Here is a 17,747-nt window from a genome sequence, read left to right on the forward strand (position 1 = left end):
GAGTGTGCGCCGGGCCACGGCGAGGGGTAGACGATCAGGGTGGTTAACAACGTTGGACTGAGGTCCGAGCGCGGGCCCGTCCTCGGCGCCGTCATGCTCTCCACCGCGCTGATCGCGATCGACTCGACGATTCTCGCGACCGCGGTGCCCTCGATCGTCGACGACATCGGCGGCTTCACCGAGTTCCCCTGGCTGTTCACGGTCTACCTGCTGGCCCAGGCCGTCTCGGTGCCCATCTACGGCAAGCTCAACGACCTGTTCGGCCGCAAGCCGGTGATCCTCTGGGGCATCGGGCTGTTCCTGGTCGGCTCCATCCTGTGCGGCCTGGCCTGGGGCATGCTCCCGCTGATCGTCTTCCGGATCGTGCAGGGCCTGGGCGCGGGCGCCATCGCGCCGACGACCATCACGATCGTGGGCGACCTCTACTCCGTACAGGAAAGAGCGAAGGTCCAGGGTTATGTGGCCAGCGTGTGGGGCGTGGCGTCGGTCGTGGGCCCGACCCTGGGCGGCGTGTTCAGCGAGTGGGTCGACTGGCGGTGGATCTTCTGGGTGAACATCCCGCTCTGCCTGGCCGCGGGCGCGGTGATGTTCCGCCGCTTCCACGAGCGGGTCGAACGCGGCCACCCGGTGATCGACTATCGCGGGGCGGCCCTGCTGACCGCGGGCCTCACGCTGCTGGTGCTGGGCGTGCTCGAGGGCGGGCAGGCCTGGGCCTGGGACTCGACGACGAGCTTCGCGGTGCTCGGGCTCGGCGTCATCCTTCTGGTGATCTTCGGGTTCGTCGAGCGTACGGCTAACGCCCCCATCCTGCCGCTGTGGGTGTTCCGCCGGCGGCTGCTGGTCACGAGCGGCCAACTCGCGGTCGGTGTCGGGGCGATCCTGCTGGGGCTTTCGTCGTACGTCCCCACGTACGCCCAGGACGTGCTGGGCACCGGCCCGCTGGTGGCCGGGTTCGCGCTGGCCGCCCTGACCCTGGGCTGGCCGATCTCGGCCAGCCAGGCCGGCCGGGTCTACCTGCGCCTGGGATTCCGGATGTGCGCGCTGATCGGCACGACGCTGGTGCTGATCGGCTCGGCCCTGCTGTTGCTGCTGGACGAGACCTCGTCGATCTGGGCGGTCGGCGCGTACTGCCTGGTCATCGGCCTGGGCATGGGCCTGACGGCGGCGCCGACGCTGATCGCGGCCCAGTCGTCGGTCGGCTGGTCGGAACGCGGCGTGGTGACGGCGAACAACATCTTCCTGCGCTCGCTGGGCAGCGCCCTGGGCGCGGCGGTGTTCGGCGCGCTGGCCAACGCGGTCATCGGCTCGGGCGACGTGGTCGACCCGGCGAAGCTGACCGAGGCGGTGCACCGCATCTTCATCGGCATGGTGCTGGTCGCGATCGTGATGGTGGGGCTGGCGGCGATGATCCCGCGGGCGGCCGACGAGGCCACTAAATAGGAAGCGCCCGGCTTTCGCGGGCGCTACGGTGCCGGGGTCAGGTCTTGTTCTTGAGGAGGAGAGATGCGCGGTTTCCGGTCCCACCCGAAGCCCACCGTCGCCGCCTCGAAGGACCTGACTCCGCGTGCCCTTTCTCAACCTGGGCGTCGTCGCGCACGTCGACGCCGGTAAGACCAGCCTGACCGAACGCCTGCTCCACGAGGGCGGGGTGACCGACCACATCGGCAGCGTCGACGCGGGCGACACCCAGACCGATTCGCTCGACCTCGAACGCCGCCGCGGCATCACCATCAAGACGGCGGTGGCGTCGTTCCCGGTGGGCCAGGTGACGGTCAACCTCATCGACACTCCCGGCCACCCGGACTTCATCGCCGAGGTGGAACGGGCCCTGCGCATCCTTGACGGGGCCGTGCTGGTGGTGTCGGCGGTCGAGGGTGTACAGGCGCAGACCCGCATCCTGATGCGCACCCTGCGCCGCCTCGGCATCCCCACCCTGATCTTCGTCAACAAGATCGACCGCCCCGGCGCCCGCGAACAGTCCCTCCTGCGCGAGTTGGCAGCCCGCCTGACCCCGAACATCCTCCCCACCGCCACGGTCCTCGACGCGGGCACCGCCAACGCCACGATCCGCCTGCTCGGCGCGGCCCCGGCGGACGCGGACTTCATCGCTCGACTGGTCGATGTTTCGGGCGATCCCGTCCTGCTTTCGGACTGGGCGCGGGACGAACGGTCCGTGCCGTACGACCGCTTGCGGGACGTTCTGACCGCCCGGACCCGCGCGGGGCTCCTGCATCCGGTCTTCTTCGGGTCGGCGGTGACCGGTGCCGGCGTCGGCGAGCTGATGGCCGCCCTGCCGACCCTGCTGCCCACGACGCCCGGCCGCGCGGACGGGCCCCTGAGCGGGACGGTCTTCAAAGTCGACCGGGACGACCACGGGCGGCGGGTCGCCTACGTCCGCATGTTCTCCGGTGCTGTCCACGTCCGTGATCGGGTGCCGGCTGTGGTCACCGCGATCGAGGCGATCGAGGGTGGCGGCGGTGTACGGCGGCCCGCTCTGGTGGCGGGGCAGATCGGGAAGGTGCACGGGCTTCGGGAAGCGCGGATCGGGGACACCCTGGGGGCCGGGACGGTGGGTGGGCAGATCTTCGCGCCGCCGACCCTGGAATCCGTGGTGCGGCCCCGGGATCCGGCCGAGGGGCGGCGGCTGCACGCGGCACTGAGCGAACTGGCGGGGCAGGATCCGCTGATCGATCTGCGGCAGGACGGCGCCGAGCTCTCCGTGTCGCTCTACGGCGAGGTGCAGAAGGAGGTCATCGGGGCCACGCTCGCCGAGGCGTACGGCATCGAAGTGGTCTTTGCCGAGACCCGGACGATCCACGTCGAGCGGCCGGCCGGAACCGGGTGTGCCGGCCGGACGCTCGGGAAGGACGGCAACCCGACGCTGGCGACGCTCGACCTGCGGGTCGAGCCGGGCACGGGCGTGACCTTCGCGCTTCAGGTGCCGGTGGAGCAGGTGCCGATCCACGTGTTCAAGGCGGTCGAGCTGTTTCGGGAGTCGCTCACGGCGTACGTCAATGAGGCCTTGACCTTCGGTCTTTTCGGCTGGCGGGTGACTGATGTGCACGTGACGGCGACGCGGACGGGGTTCGTCTCGCCGGCGACGCGGGCCGCCGATTTTCGCAAGCTGGTGCCGATCGTGCTGCGGGAGGCGCTGGAGCGGGCCGGGACCGTGGTGTGCGAGCCGATCTCCCGCTTTCGGCTCGAAGTGCCCGAATCCACGCTGGGTGCGGTGCTGGCCGCCCTCGGGAAGTTCGGCGCGGTTCCCGAGAGCTCCACAGCGGCGCTGGTCGAGGGGCTGGTGCCGGCGGCGTGGGTCCGGGCACTGGAGCAGGCGATTCCTGGTCTCACGCACGGCGAGGGCGTGCTGGAGACGACCTTCGAGCGGTACGACCCTCGGCCCCGTACGTCGGCTGCGTCACAATCGCCTTCGGAGATCGCGTCGTTTGAGCGGGAGGCGTAGTGTACGAAACAGTTTCGTTTCGCAGAGGGGGTGACCGCCGTGGCTGACCAGGCTGCGCGCACCCGCAAACTCGACCAGGAACGGGAGCAGGCGATCCTGCGCGCGACCTACGAGTTGCTCGGCGAGACGGGCTATCAAGGGCTTCGGGTGGACGCGGTGGCCGCCCGGGCCCAGGCGAGCAAGGCCACCCTCTATCGTCACTGGCCCACCAAGGCGGAGCTGGTGGCGGACGCCGTACGGGTGTGCAAGGCCGTCGACAAGCCGCTTCCCGACACCGGGACGCTGCGCGGCGACCTGACAGCCTGGTTCTGCGACATGGCCACCATGATCGGCAGCGACCAGGGGCCGATCCTCGCCGGCCTGTTCATGGCCCTGCACACCGAGCCCGAGCTCGCCATGCAGCTGCGCCAGATGCAGGAGTCCAAACTGCCGCTCGCGGAATCCATCTGCGAGCGGGCCGTGGCCCGGGGCGAACTCCGGCCCGGTTACGACGCCCGGCTGATCGAGGAGATCGTGCCGGCCATGGTCTTCATGCGGCGGTTCGCGCTGGGCGAGCCGCTCGACCAGGCCTTCATCGACCACCTCGTCGACGACATCGTCCTGCCCTTGCTCACCCGGGAGCCGCGCTCCTAACCCTTCACCCCTACTTCCTCCCACCCTTCAGCTTGCGGCCCGGCCGCCGGCTCGACCTTCCACGCCCTCGCCTTCCGCCCTGGGTGGATCTCCGCGTGCCCTGAAAGGGGACCCCTCATGTCCATCACGACCTCTGACGCTCACCGTACGCCGGATATATCGCCTAAATCACGATCGCGATGGCTGGCGCTGGCCGTGATCGCGGTGGCGCAGCTCCTCATCGTGCTCGACGCCACGATCGTCAACATCGCCCTGCCGACAGCCCAGAAGGCACTGCACATCAGCGACGCCGACCGGCAGTGGATGATCACGGCGTACACCCTGGCCTTCGGCGGTCTTCTGCTGCTGGGCGGGCGCATCGCCGACTTCACCGGCCGCAAACGGGCGTTCATCATCGGCCTGCTCGGCTTCGCCGCCGCCTCCGCCCTCGGCGGCCTGGCCACCAACGCGTTCATGCTCTTCTCGGCCCGCGCGCTGCAGGGCGCCTTCGGAGCGTTGATGGCCCCGGCCGCGTTGTCGCTGCTCACGGTCACCTTCACGGAGCCGCGTGAGCGGGCCCGCGCCTTCGGCGTCTACGGCGCCATCGCCGGCGGCGGCGGCGCGGTCGGCCTGCTGATGGGCGGTTTGCTGACCGAGTACGCCTCCTGGCGCTGGACCCTGCTCGTCAGCACCCCGATCGCCATCATCGCCGCGCTGGCCGCCGCCCGTTTCGTCGGCGAGAGCCGCGCCGAAGGCAACACCCACTACGACCTGCCCGGCGCGCTGACGTCCACGGCCGGCCTGGTGGCTTTGGTGTACGGGTTCACGAAGGCCAGCGAGGACGGCTGGGACTCACCCACGACGATCGGCTTCCTGGTCGCGGCCGTGCTGCTGCTGGTTGCTTTCGTCGTCATCGAACTGCGTTCGTCGCACCCGCTGCTGCCGATGCGCGTGATCCTCGACCGCAACCGGGGCGGCTCGTTCCTGGCGGCGCTGCTGATCGGCTCGGGCCTGTTCGGCGTCTTCCTGTTCCTGACGTTCTACCTGCAGATCACGCTGGGCTATTCGGCGCTGATGACCGGCGTGGCGTTCCTGCCGTTCACGCTGGGCATCATCCTGGGCGCCGGCGTGTCGGCCCAGCTGCAGACCCGCGTCGGCCCGCGCCTGCTGATGTTCGGCGGCCTGCTGATGTCGACGATCGGCATGGTGATGCTGACCCGCATCGGCGTCGACACGGGCTTCTGGACCCACGTCTTCCCCGCCGAGTTGGTCATCAGCTTCGGCATGGGCGTCACCTTCGGCCCCATGTCGAACACGGCCCTGGTCGGAGTGGCCGACCACGACGCCGGCGTGGCCAGCGCCCTGATCAACACCACCCAGCAGATCGGCGGTTCCCTGGGCACGGCCCTGCTGAACACCATCTTCACCTCAGCGGTGGCGGCCTACATCGTCGACCACCAGGCAACAGCCTCCGACCCGGCATCCTTGACGGCCGCGGCAACGGTCCACAGTTACACGGTCGCGTTCTGGTGGAGCGCCGCCCTGATCGGCTTGGCCGCCATCATCGCCCTGGTCCTGGTCAAAGCCGGCCGCGAGGAGGCCAACGCCAACGCAGGAACCGCAGTCATGGTCTAACCCTCCCCCACCGGAACCGTCCGCACTCAAAGCCGTCCGCGGCCCGCTCCTCCAGCGGGCCGCGGACGCGCTTCATCCAGCGCCGGCGACCCATCGCGCAGCGCCATAGCGATCAGTTAGCGGCACTAACACTCACCCGCGAGTCAGCCGCCCCGATCAGCTCGCGCCGCAGAAATCGGTTGGTCGCACCAACCCTCAACCACAACCCAGCCGCTCCGGCGAGCCGGCACCGCAACGATCAGTTCGTCACGCTAACGATCCCTCGCGTCAGCCGCCCTCACCGGACCTCGTTGGCGGAATCGTCAGCCTCACTAACGCTCGCGCTCATGCCGACCCACTCGGCCGCGCCGGACGATCAGTTAGTCCCACTAACGGTCACTCCAGGGTCAGTAGACCGTTGGTCAGAGCCGCTGCGACGAGGTGGCGATAGCCGACTGAGTCGAAGGCGACCACCAGCTCGTGATCGTCCTGGCTGAGCAGGGTGCCCGGTCCCCACAATCGGTGACGGACACGCTTCGCCTGGGTCTGGTAGGCGCGCCCGGCGCTCTGGTCGTCGCGAGACTGGGCGGCGGAATCGTCCACGCGGGAGAGGGCGGCGGGATCGTCCACGCGGGAGAGGGACGCAGGCTCGTCCACGGGGGAAGAGGAGGCCGAGTCGTGCGCGCCGGAAGAAGAAGCCGAATCGGTGGCCCGCGAAGAGGAAGCCGAATCGGCTCCGCGCGAAGAGGGGGGCGGATTGGTGGCGGGGGTATAGGCGGCGCGGGCTGGTGGGATGGGGGCGGCCGGGGTGGTGGGGTGCTTGTCGTTGTCGCACGAGCCGCAAGGTGGGGTGTAGTGCTCGCCGAAGTAGGCCAGTAGGTCGGCTCGGCGGCAACGGGTGGTTTCGGCGTAACCTCGGGCGGACTCTATGCGGGAGCGCAGGATGGCCTGGCGGCGGTTGCCGGCGGCCGTCACCTGGCGGAAGGCGTCGCCCATGGGGGCGGGCAGGATGGCGTTGTTGCCGTCGGGGTGGACCAGGCCCAAGTCCAGCAGCTCGTCGACCACGCGTTCGGCGGCGGAGCGGCCCACCTGCGCCGACTCGGCCAGGTCCTTCACCGTTGTTCGGCCCTGGGCGGCCTCGATGGCGTCTATCACCGCGTGGACCGTGGCGGCGCCCATGCGGGAGCGGGCGGCCAGCAGGCGGGGGATCCGTACCGTGCGGGGGTCGTAGACCAGCACCGCTGTGGCCGGGTGGCCGTCGCGGCCGGCTCGGCCGATCTCCTGGTAGTACTCGTCCAGGCTGCCGGGGACGCCGGCGTGGACCACCGTGCGTACGTCTGGCTTGTCGATGCCCATGCCGAAGGCGCTTGTGGCCACCACGACGTCCAGCCGGCCGGCGAAGAAGGCGTCCTGGATTTCGCTGCGGCGGGCCGCGGGCAGGCCCGCATGGTAGGGCTCGGCCCGGTAGGCGTCGAGGCGCAGCCTTTCCGCGAGGCTTTCGCAGCGGGCGTGGCTGAGCGCGTAGACCAGGGCCGGGCCCTCATGGGCGAGGACCACTTCCACCGTACGGTCGTCGACCGCCTGCGCCTCGGGCCGGTCGCGCCGGGTGCGCCGCACCGCGAGGGAGATGTTCGGGCGGTCGAAGTCGGCCACGATGACCTGGGGGTCGCGCATCCGCAGCTGCCGCGTGATGTCGGCCTGCACGGGTGGCGCCGCGGTGGCGGTCAACGCCAGCACCGGTGGCCGGCCGGCCGCCTCGACGACGTCGGCCAGGCGCAGGTATTCGGGCCGGAAGTCGTGGCCCCACTCGCTGACCAGGTGGGCCTCGTCGACGGCGACCAGGGTGATGGGGCGCGGGCTGCCGGTGATGGCCGCCATCGTCTCCGCGTTGGCCAGCTGTTCGGGGCCGAGCATGACGAAGTCGACCCGTCCGCCGGCCAGTTCGGCCAGGGCGTCCGCCCGGTCGGCGTGATGCTGGGAGGAGTTGAGCATCACCGCCCGTACGGAATCCCGGGCCGTCATCGACCTCAGCTGGTCCCGTTGCAGCGCGATCAGCGGCGAGACGACCACCGTGAGGCCGCCCAGGGCGAGCCCGCCGACCTGGTAGATCGCGCTCTTGCCGCTGCCGGTGGGCAGGACGGCCAGGGTGTCGCCGTGCCCGGTCAGCGCTTCCAGGGCGCGCCGCTGCGCCGGGCGCAGGGTGACGCCGAGCACGTCAGCGGCGATTCGATCAAGCTTGTCCATCCCGCCGGATGCTACCCGCGCCGGACGCGTGGAAAGGGCGCCCCCGGACGAGGAGCGCCCTTTCCTGGCGGTGTCAGCCGAACTTGTAGGTGTTTCCGGAGCCGGGGACCTTTGTGGGCAGGCCCCGGCGAGCCCGCTCGCCCCGGATCGTGGGCTCGATGATGTCCCAGAGGGTGCCGGCGATGGTGGTGACGATGGCGGCGGGGGTGATCCAGTCGAGCAGGTCGGTGTTGTTGTCGGTGATCCAGTCGAAGGCGGGGTTGAAGAAGTTGCCGGACGCCAGCATCCCGACCAGGACGGCGCCGAGAGCCAGGGCCAGCACGGCGTTGACGATCAGGACCGGGCGGGTCCAGCCCTGGTGGTACAGCCAGGACGCCCAGATCGCCTTCAGGGCGATCAGCACGATGACCAGGGGCCACCAGAACGACCAGCCGGCGGGGTCGAGGACGGGCACGTCGGTGAAGGTGAAGCGCTGCAGGACGATCGCGGCGATCAGCAGGACCGGCCACACGATGTAGGTGACGAGTTGACCGACGCTGACCGCGCCCGACTCGTACTTGGGAAGGTCCTTGAGGGTCCAGGGAGCGCCGCGCAGGTCCTCGCGGCCCAGGCCGGTGCGTTCGATGACGGCGAACGTGGCGGTGGTCCAGAAGGCCAGGTGGACGGCGACCGTGAGGGCCGTGCCGATCGCGTTGCCGATGATGGCGCCGACGTCGGGGTTGTCGTCGAAGACGCGGCCGATGCTGGTGGCCACGACCACGATGGGCAGGACCGTGGAGAAGAGCATGAGCATGAAGCGGCGCCAGACGCCGTACAGCTCCGGGCCTATCAGGAAGTTGCGTCTGTCGGCGTAGCTGTCGGCGAGTTTGTCGGGATCGCCCAGTTCGAGCAGCGTGCTCTCCACCGCCGCGTCGCGCGGCTCGCCGGACTCGACGCGGGCGTCGACCGCGTCGTCGATGGAGGCGCGTAGCTCGCGGTCGATGTCGGCGCGCTGCTGCTCGGGGATGCGGCGGAGGGCGGTGTACACGTAGCGGTCGACGAGGCTGGTCATTTGTCGCTCCCGGGGTGGGTGAAGGAGAGGTCGTTGATGGCGCGGTCGATGCGGGTCCACTCGCCGCGCAGCGTCTCGGCGACGGCGTCGCCCTGGCCGGTGGTCCGGTAGAACTTGCGCGGGCGGGCCTCGTCGGTGTTCCACTCGCTGACCAGCAGGCCCTGGGATTCGAGCCGGCGCAGCAGCGGGTAGAGCGTGTTGGCCTCGACGTCGAAACCGGCCTCACTGAGCGTCTCCAGCAGCGAGTAGCCGTACCCCGGCGTGCGCAGAGCGATGAGGCTGGCGACGACGACCGTTCCCCGGCGCAGCTCCTGTAGGTGGCTGGCTAGTGTCACGTCCGTTGTCATGTGACTCACGATAGTGTGCGACGCACACTATGGCAACCCATTACACCGAAGTGCTTTGCACATCGAAGCGCCCCGCGCGGCACGAGGCCGGCGGGGCGCGGTTTCCGGAGAGCTATTCGCTGATGGCGTCGATCAGGTCACCCACCGGGCGGTCCGGGAGGGCGCGGGCCACGTCGGCCACCGCGACGATGCCGATCAGCTGGTGGCCGTCGATGACGGGCAGACGGCGGACCTTGTGCTGGGACATCGTGCGCAGGATGGCGGCCGTGTCGTCGTCGGCACCGATCGTGACCGGCTTGCCCGCACCGAGCTCGCCGGCCGTCACCTCACCCGGGTTGCGCCCCTTGGCCAGGGCCTTCACCACGATGTCCCGGTCGGTGACCATGCCCTTGAGGCGGTTGTCCTCGCCGCAGATGGGCAGCGAGCCGACGCCCAGATCGGCCATCTTCCGGGCGGCGTCCGCGAGCGTCTCCCGCTCCCCCACGCAGGTGACGTCGGGAGTCATGATTTCGCGAGCGGTGGTCATGAGTGGTTCCTCCCTTTCTGTTGAAGAAGGGGGTACCCGTATCAAAGAGTCGCAATCGTGTGGGCCACCTCGTCGACGAGCTCGCGCGCCAGGAAGCCCGTACGGCCGTGGCGCGGCGTCAGGCGCTGGCCGCTCACCGCGTGCACGTACGCGGCCCAGCACGCGGCCTGCGCCGGGTCGGCGCCCCGGGCCAGCAGGCCGGCCACGATCCCGGCACGCGCGTCGCCGCTGCCGGACGTTCCCAGGCCGACGTCGCCGCTCTCCTCGACCCAGCGCCGGCCGTCGGGGGCCGCGATGTGACCGAACAGCGAGACCACCGCGCCGTACTTCCCGGCCAGCTCGACGGCGGCGGCGCCCGGGTCGTCGCCGGGCGAGTGGCCCAGCAGGTGCTCGGCCTCCACCATGTTCGGCGTCAGCACCGCCCGTTCCGGGGCCGGCAGCAGGCTCGCGTCCTTGCTGAGCGCGCCCAGGGCGTACGCGTCGAGCACCACCGCCGTCTCCGGCCCGGCCTTGCCCAGCACCTCGCGCATCAGGTTGGTGGTCTCGTCGATGTCGTCGAGACCCGGCCCGAGCGCGATCACGTCGGCCCCGGCGGCCAGGTCGGCGCCGGGCAGGCCGACCACCTTCGCCTCGGGCACCGCGATGCTCAGCGCGATGGTCGTCTCCTCGGCCACCGCCAGCTGCAGGCGGCCGGCGCCGGCGCGCAGCGCGGCCACCCCGGCCAGCAGAACGGCGCCGGGGGTGAACTTGGAGCCGCCCACCACCAGAACCGTGCCGCGGGACTCCTTGCCGCCCTCCGGATCGGGCAGCGGCCACTCGCGCAGGACCTTAGGGGTGATGACTTGCTGAAGCATTGACGTCCTCCTGCCTGGTCGGCTGCGTACCCTCGCGGTGCAGGTGGTCGACGGCGTTGAACGCCTCCGGCACGAGCAGGTCGCCCTCGCGGCGCCAGCTGCTGATCGAGCAGTTCGCGATGGTGGTGCGGTGCGCGATCGCCATCAGCTCGGCCTCGTCCAGCCGCTCGGCCAGATAGCGGACCAGCAGCACGGTGGCCTCGTGCGCGAAAAGCACGACCCGGCCCTCCGGATAGTCCTCGCGAACCTCCCGGAGCAGCGCCCGCAGCCGCAGCAGCACGTCGGCCCACGACTCGCCGCCCGGCGGCCGGTAGTAGAACTTGCCCAACCGGCTGCGCCGGCGCGCCTCGTCGGGCAGCCGGGCCTGCACGCCACGACCGGTGAGCAGGTCGAGAACGCCCAGCTCACGGTCGCGCAGCCGCTCGTCGACGATCAACGGCACACCCCGGTCGCCCAGGGCCAGCCGGGCGGTCTGGCGGGTGCGGAGGTACGGCGAGACGACCGCCACGTCCGGCGCCTGGCGGCCCAGGTGTTCGCCGACCGCCTCGGCCTGCTCACGCCCGAGGTCCGACAGCGGAACGTCGGCGTCCCGTTCGGGGATCTCGATGACCTCGGCGCCGCCCTCCTCGGCGGCCTGCGCGGTGACGTTGCCGGTGCTCTGCCCGTGCCGGACCACGGCGAGCCACTGGAGCTCCTTCATGCCGACGCCATACCCCAGCGCCGGATCCGTAACCCCACTGCCACGCACGGGCGGAAACTCGACAAAATCCACCGTCTTAGTAGACAAGGCAGGGGATCGTCTCGCAGGATCGTCCGATGGACCTCACGCTAGCGCTGGCCGGGCTGGGCGTCGGTGTCGTCGTCGGGCTCACCGGGATGGGCGGCGGGGCGCTGATGACGCCGATTCTCGTCCTCGTCTTCGGGGTGCCTCCGGTGGCGGCCGTGTCCAGCGACCTGGCGGCCAGTGCGGTCATGAAGCCGTTCGGCGGGGCGGTGCACGCCCGCCGGGGGACCGTGAACTGGGCTCTCGTGCGGTGGCTGTGCGTGGGCAGTGTGCCGGCGGCCTTCCTCGGGGTGCTGCTGCTGCGGCTGCTCGGGGACGACGAGACGGTGCAGCGGGCGATCCGGCTCGCGCTCGGTGTGGCCCTGCTGCTCGCGGCGGGCGGGCTGGTGCTCAAGTCGTGGGCGGCCCGCCGGCGCGGGAACCACGACGGGCCGCCGGAGCCGATCGTGGTCCGGCCGCTGCCCACCGCGCTGCTCGGAGCGGCCGGCGGGCTGGTGGTCGGCCTCACGTCGGTCGGGTCGGGTTCGCTGATCATCGTGGCTCTGCTCGCCATGTATCCGAAGCTGCGCGCCAACGACCTCGTCGGCACCGATCTGGTGCAGGCGATCCCGCTCGTGAGCGCGGCCGCGCTGGGCCACGCGCTCTTCGGCGACCTTCAGCTCGACCTGGCCGGGGCCGTGCTGCTCGGCTCGATCCCGGGCGTGCTGATCGGGTCGCGCATCTCGTCGCGGGCCCCGGCCGGGCTGGTGCGCACCGCGCTGGTGGTCGTGCTGCTGGCCAGCGCGCTCAAGCTCTTCGACCTGCCGACCGCGATGGTCGGCCTCGCCTCGGGCATCGCCGTGCTCATGGCGATCATCCCGGTGCTGCTCCGCCGGCACGCCCAGGACTCCCCGGGCGTACCGGCTTCGGAGGGTCAGCTCGTCACTTCTGTACGAACACAGCGGTCGTCCGCGCCGGGACGGTGAACGTTCCGGTCGCGGGAGCGAAGCTTGCGGTACGGACGAGCGGGTCGGCCGAGGTGCGCTGCACCGGGTGCGGCGCGACCGTCTTGCCCCGAAGGGCGGGGACGGTCTGAGCGGTTGCCGCCGAGGTGCCGTTGAAGACGACGGTCACCGACTTCCACCGGCGGTCGATACCCCGTCCGTCCAGGGTCATCGTGATGACCCCCGGGGTCTCGGCCGCGCCGGAAAGCGGGAACGACAGTCGCTTCTGCACCTCGGCGGCGGTCGGCAGGCCGAACACCGGCGAGGAGCCGCGAATCGCGAGCAGCTCTTTGTACCGGGCGTCGGCCAGATTGACGGCCTCGCAGGAAGGCACGAGCGCGGCCGAAGCCAACAGGGGCCGCGCGTAATCCCACTTGTCGGCATTGTCAGCGGCGGCTGGCAACCCGCGGCCGAAGCCGTTGCCTTTCGAACAATCCCAGATGATCTCGTTGAACCAGTCACCCGAGTTGAACGAGTTGCGGTCGAGCGACTTCGACCGCAACCGCTCGCTGCCGAGCGCGAAGAATCCCACACCCTGCCCCAGAGCCGTGGTGGACAAGGCCACCGACTGCAGCCGGGCCCGATCGACGGCCGAGGTGGTGGAGGGCAACTTGTAGGCGAGGGCGTCGTACAGCACCTCGTTGTCGTGCGCGTCGACGTAGGTGATCGCCTCGCCGGGTGCCGCCGTGTAGCCGGCCGGCGAGCCGTTGTAGTCGACCTGCGCCCCGGTGACCGTGCTTCCGGACGACGACACGAAGCGATAGGACGCCAGGTTGCCGCTCAGCCCGACCTTGATGAGGTCCTGGTAGTGCGGCAGCCGGGTGGCCGCGTCGGCGTTCACGGCGTCCCCGTTCGGCGCCGACAGCAGCCCCGAGCCGAACCCCTGCACGCGCGGATTGGCGTCGAACGGCCCGCCACCGCGTACGGCGTCGCGAAGCCGGTCGTTGAACGTGCCGATCCCGGTGCCCGCCATGTTCGCCTGGGTCGCCTGCTCGAAGCGCGCGCCGCCCGCCACCTCGCCGAAGTCCCAGCCCTCGCCGTACAGATAGATGTTCTTGCCGTCGACGCCGTCCCTGGCCACCGTCAGCCGGTCGAGGGCGGCCCGCACGGCCAGGATGTTGGCCTTCGGGTGGTGGCCCATCAGGTCGAAACGGAAGCCGTCGACCTTGTACGCCTTGGCCCACGTGACGACCGAGTCGACGATCAGTTTGCCCATCATCGTGTTCTCGGGGGCCGTGTTGGCGCAGCAGGTCGAGTTGGCGACCGTCCCGTCGGCCAGCAGCCGCTGGTAGTAGCCGGGGACGATCTGGTCGAGAACCGAGTTCGGGTCGGTGCCGGCGGCCGAGGTGTGGTTGTAGACGACGTCCATCACGACGCGCAGCCCCGCTTTGTTGACGCCGCCGACCATCTCGCGGAATTCGCGGGTGCGCTGGGCCGGATCGACCGCGTAGCCGCCCTCGGGCACGGTGTAATGCAGCGGGTCGTAGCCCCAGTTGTAGCCGTCGGTCGCAGCCACCGCCGCGACGCACTCCTGTTGCCGCGAAGAGTCCGGGGGCAGCGCGGCCAGGTCGCAGTCCGGCTGCTTCTGGTCGGCCCGGTTCTCGGGGATGGTCGCGAAATCGAAGACCGGCAGCAGATGAAGGTGGGTGACCCCGGCCTTCGCCAGGGACGACAGCTGCTTCATTCCAGCAGACTGAGAAGCGGTGAATGCCCGATATGTTCCACGGGCGGCAATCGGCACCGAGGAGTCGGCGATCGAGAAGTCCCGAACAGAAGCCTCGGCAATCTGGATCTTGGCGGCGGGAACGGCGGCCGGCTTGCGCAGCGACGACCAACCGGCGGGCACGGCCGAAGGGTCGGACAGGTCGACGATCCGGCTCAGCTTGGAGTCGGTCGAGAGGGCGAGGCTGTACGGGTCGGTGACCGCGGCCGTGACGACCTTCTGGGCCGCCGGCTGCCACGCCGTGACGGAGTACTTGTAGTACTTGCCTTTCCACGACGAGGGCCCGCGCACGGACCACACGCCCGTACGGTCGTCGCGCTTCATGGCCACTGTGGACGGCGAGGCGGTCACCGTGTCGTACAGCTGCAACGCGACGTTCTGGGCGGTCGGCGCCCACACCGACAGCGTCGTGCCGACCGGACCCAGCGTGGCCGAGGCGGCGGCCGCGTAGACGTCGTCGAGCACGCCGGCCGTCTGCACGCCCGTGGCCGCGAGCAGTTTGCCGGCCGCGTCCCGCTCGGTGATGGTGACCTGCCCGCGCAGGAGGGCCTTCACGTCGACGCCGGCCGGAAGGCGGAAGGCGTCGTACTGCCACAGGTGCGGGAACTTCGCCCGCTGCGCCTCGGTCAGCCCGTCCCGCCGTACGGTCAGGCGAATCGGCCCGGAGGCCGGGTCCACCAGGTCGTAGACCTTGCCGTCGGTGTCGCCGCCCGGCTTCCAGGCCACCGTGGTCCGGTCGATCCAGACCGCCGACGACTTGGCCGGGTCGACGACTCCCCCGGCGCCGGTCCTCTTCACCACCGGCACGATCCTCGGCGAGACGCCGGCCAGCAACCAGATCTCGCGGCCGCCGTCGGCGAACGTCAGCTTCTGGTCGTCGGGCAGATCCTTCGCGTCTCCCTTGTGGATGATGTAGTTCAGCGCGGTGGCCCCGGCTGCCAGCGGCACCCGGAAATAGACCCCGAACGCGTCAGTGCCCGCGGGCGGGAGCGGCGCCGCCCAGTCGGTCGGGGTGGCGGCCCCGTCCCAGACGTGCAGACCCCAGCCGTCGTAGTTCCCGTCGGCGCGGCGGTAGTGGATGACCGCCGTGTTCTGGTCCTGCGGCGGATCCGGCTGCCCCGTCGCCGCCTGCCGTGTCGGATACACCGTGGCGTCGCCCTGTTTCAGCCACACCTCGGGCGTGACCGACGGGTCGAGGAACCGGTCCGCGTCGACGTCCTTCACCCCGTCCTTGCCGACCACGATGAAACCCATGTTCCTGGCGTTCGGGGTCAACTTCACATAGGCGAAGCGGCCGTACGAGTCCTCGCCCGCGAACGGCTGCCCGGCCGGCCACGTCGTCGTCATCGACGGGTCGACGTCACCGAAGACGTACAGCCCCTGGTCGTCGTAGCCGCCTGCCGGCCGCTGGTAGTGCACGATCGCGTAGTCCGGGCTGGTGGCCACCTCGGGCGTGCCCACCTTCGTCGAGCTCGTCGCCGAGGCGAGCCGCCCCTTGCCGTCGCGCACGACCGCCTTGTACTTCACCGCCGTTCCCCCGGCCAGGCCGGTGAGGTCGTGGTAGACGGTGTAGGGGGCGCGCGCCGCCGTCCCGATCGGCTTCCACGGCCCGTCGCCCACCTGCGCGGCGAACGTGACGGTGGACAGCGGGTCCCCGGTCACCGTCGCGGTCAGCTCGGTGCGGGCCGGCACGGCATCGGGAGTGTTCAGCGAGACGGCCGGCGCGGCCGGCGGCACCGCGATCGGCCGGTCGGCCCGCAGCGCCACCGACGACAGCGCGGGCACGGTGATCGTCAGTCTGCCGTCATCGCCGGCCGCCGTGACCGTGTTCGTGCCATAGACACCGCGAAACGTCTGGCCGGCCGACCAGGTGTCCAGGGTGACGGTCTGCGGGGTGGTCGCGCTGTTGGACGCGACGACGTATTCGTTGCGCTGCCGCTGGTCGACGCGGGAGGCGGCGAAGACGCCGGGACCGTCGGCCGCGTACCGGGTCACCTGGACGCCGTCGCGCAGGGCCGGATGCGCCTTGCGGAGCGCCCCCAGGGCGGCGATCGTCTGGTAGAGCGGGTGCGCGGTGTTGTAGTTGTCCACCGCGTGCGTGCGGCCGGTGCCGATCAGGTCGTCGTCGAGGTAGTCGGCGGTCTTCGAGGCGAACAGGTCCTGCCGGGCGTCCTTGTCGCCGCCCGGGCCGGTGAAGCCCTGCTCGTCACCGGAGTAGACGACCGGCTGCCCCCGGGTCAGGAACATCAGCTCGTGCGCGAGCTGGTCGCGCCGCAGCTTCGCGGCGTCGTCGGCGCCGGTGGCGGCGATGAACGAGCCGATGCGGCCCATGTCGTGGTTGCCGAGGAACGTCGGCAGGCTCGCGGCGGAGGTGTCGCGCGCGGTGTAGAGGTCGTCCTTGGCGTACAGGTCGGAGAGCGCCTTGGCCGAACCGTTGCCGGCCACGAACCCCTGGGCGGCGGCCTGGAAGGAGAAGTCGAGGGTGGCCGGGAGGCCGCCCTGGCGTACGTACGTGGACTCGATCTCCTGGTCGGCGCTGTACACCTCGCCGAACATGAAGAAGTCCTTCTTGCCCGCGGCTTTCTCGATGCCGGCGGCGAACTGGGGCCAGAAGTCGAGGTTCACGTGCTTGACGGTGTCGAGGCGGTAGCCGTCGATGCCGGCGTAGCCGATCCAGTGGGCGTAGATGTCGGTGAGGCCGCGGACGACCTCGGGCCGCTCGGTCCACAGGTCGTCGAGGCCGTAGAAGTCGCCGTACTCGCTGTTCTCACCGGCGAACGTCGAGTTGCCGCGGTTGTGGTACATCGTCGGGTCGTTCAGCCACGACGGCACCTTCACGTTGCGGTCGGCGGGGGCGACGACCGGCGTGTAGGGGAACGACTTCGTGGAGACGCGCGGGAAGCCGTTCCGCGAGTCGGCGTAGTTGCGGTCCTCGAACGGGCGGCCGCGCGAGTCCTCGTACGGGCTGGTGGCCTTGTCTATGTAGTCGTATTTGTTCTCGGCGTACTTGATGACGTCGGCCGTGTGGTTGGTGATGATGTCGAGGTAGACCTTCAGGCCGCGCTGGTGGGCGAGCCGGACCAGCTTCCGCAGCTCCTCGTTGGTGCCGAAGTGCGGGTCGACCTGGGTGAAGTCGGTGATCCAGTATCCGTGGTAGCCGGCCGAGATGTCGCTGCCGCTGCCCTGCACGGGCCGGTTCTTGAAGACCGGGGCCAGCCAGATCGCGGTGGTGCCGAGGCCCTGGATGTAGTCCAGCTTGTCGATGACGCCGGCCAGGTCACCACCGTGGTAGAAGCCCTTGTCGGTGGTGTCCAGGCCGGTCGTGAGCCGGTCGCCGGTCAGGCCGCCCTTGTCGTTGGCGGTGGAGCCGTTGGCGAAGCGGTCGGGCAGCACGAAGTAGTACTGCTCGCCCGGGTTCACCGTGTCGGCGCCCCACCGGGCTATCAGGGAATCGGCGGGAGCGGCCGCCGAAACCGGTGTGGCTATGAGGAAAGGAACGAGAAGCGAGAGTACGGCGGCGAACAGCCCCCGGCGCTTTGAGACCACTAC

The 17,747-nt window shown here is 70.4% G+C and carries 12 protein-coding genes; 5 read left to right on the forward strand and 7 right to left on the reverse strand.

The annotated features are described in order from the left end of the window. The first annotated feature begins 39 nt into the window (after positions 1-39). The 4 genes from ACGFJ7_RS14430 to ACGFJ7_RS14445 all read left to right on the forward strand — a co-directional run bounded on the left by ACGFJ7_RS14430 (position 40) and on the right by ACGFJ7_RS14445 (position 5,707). Entirely contained in the window at positions 40-1,440 is a 1,401-nt protein-coding gene (locus ACGFJ7_RS14430) for an MFS transporter (RefSeq protein ID WP_360238996.1), read from the forward strand. A 124-nt stretch (positions 1,441-1,564) separates the two neighbouring features. Continuing rightward, positions 1,565-3,460 (forward strand): GTP-binding protein, encoded by a 1,896-nt coding sequence (locus ACGFJ7_RS14435; protein ID WP_392642438.1) that lies wholly within the window; start codon positions 1,565-1,567, stop codon positions 3,458-3,460. 39 nt (positions 3,461-3,499) lie between these two features. Then, positions 3,500-4,093 carry a TetR/AcrR family transcriptional regulator gene (locus ACGFJ7_RS14440; RefSeq protein ID WP_360239002.1) on the forward strand — a complete coding sequence of 198 codons (594 nt, stop codon included), beginning with the start codon at positions 3,500-3,502 and terminating at the stop codon, positions 4,091-4,093. Positions 4,094-4,210: 117 nt separating this feature from the next. Beyond that, positions 4,211-5,707 (forward strand): MFS transporter, encoded by a 1,497-nt coding sequence (locus ACGFJ7_RS14445; protein ID WP_392642439.1) that lies wholly within the window; start codon positions 4,211-4,213, stop codon positions 5,705-5,707. 375 nt (positions 5,708-6,082) lie between these two features. Here the strand turns inward: ACGFJ7_RS14445 and ACGFJ7_RS14450 are convergent, their stop codons facing one another. The 6 genes from ACGFJ7_RS14450 to ACGFJ7_RS14475 all read right to left on the reverse strand — a co-directional run bounded on the left by ACGFJ7_RS14450 (position 6,083) and on the right by ACGFJ7_RS14475 (position 11,408). Then, complete coding sequence (locus ACGFJ7_RS14450) at positions 6,083-7,930, reverse strand: RecQ family ATP-dependent DNA helicase (protein ID WP_392642440.1); 1,848 nt, start codon at positions 7,928-7,930, stop codon at positions 6,083-6,085. Between the two features lie 73 nt (positions 7,931-8,003). Further along, complete coding sequence (locus ACGFJ7_RS14455; protein ID WP_360239011.1) at positions 8,004-8,981, reverse strand: permease prefix domain 1-containing protein; 978 nt, start codon at positions 8,979-8,981, stop codon at positions 8,004-8,006. Beyond that, a complete protein-coding gene (locus tag ACGFJ7_RS14460; protein WP_360239014.1) occupies positions 8,978-9,328 on the reverse strand; it encodes a PadR family transcriptional regulator in 351 nt (116 codons plus the stop codon). The genes ACGFJ7_RS14455 and ACGFJ7_RS14460 overlap by 4 nt, the downstream gene beginning before the upstream one ends. A 112-nt stretch (positions 9,329-9,440) precedes the next feature. Continuing rightward, the gene (locus tag ACGFJ7_RS14465; RefSeq protein WP_360239017.1) at positions 9,441-9,854 is read right to left on the reverse strand and encodes a CBS domain-containing protein; all 414 of its coding nucleotides are present in this window, start codon (positions 9,852-9,854) and stop codon (positions 9,441-9,443) included. A 41-nt stretch (positions 9,855-9,895) separates the two neighbouring features. Next, positions 9,896-10,708, reverse strand: a complete 813-nt coding sequence (locus tag ACGFJ7_RS14470; RefSeq protein ID WP_392642441.1) for an NAD(P)H-hydrate dehydratase — start codon at positions 10,706-10,708, stop codon at positions 9,896-9,898. Next, positions 10,683-11,408 carry a histidine phosphatase family protein gene (locus ACGFJ7_RS14475; RefSeq protein WP_392642442.1) on the reverse strand — a complete coding sequence of 242 codons (726 nt, stop codon included), beginning with the start codon at positions 11,406-11,408 and terminating at the stop codon, positions 10,683-10,685. The genes ACGFJ7_RS14470 and ACGFJ7_RS14475 overlap by 26 nt, the downstream gene beginning before the upstream one ends. A 116-nt stretch (positions 11,409-11,524) precedes the next feature. Between ACGFJ7_RS14475 and ACGFJ7_RS14480 the strand changes: the two genes are divergently transcribed. Next, entirely contained in the window at positions 11,525-12,457 is a 933-nt protein-coding gene (locus ACGFJ7_RS14480; protein WP_392642443.1) for a sulfite exporter TauE/SafE family protein, read from the forward strand. Here the strand turns inward: ACGFJ7_RS14480 and pulA are convergent. Then, positions 12,414-17,744, reverse strand: a complete 5,331-nt coding sequence (gene pulA / locus ACGFJ7_RS14485; protein ID WP_392642444.1) for a pullulanase-type alpha-1,6-glucosidase — start codon at positions 17,742-17,744, stop codon at positions 12,414-12,416. The two genes, ACGFJ7_RS14480 and pulA, sit on opposite strands and share 44 nt — an antisense overlap. Between the last annotated feature and the right edge of the window lie 3 nt (positions 17,745-17,747).

The organism is Actinoplanes sp. NPDC048988 (genome assembly GCF_043197815.1).
Taxonomy (GTDB): domain Bacteria; phylum Actinomycetota; class Actinomycetes; order Mycobacteriales; family Micromonosporaceae; genus Actinoplanes.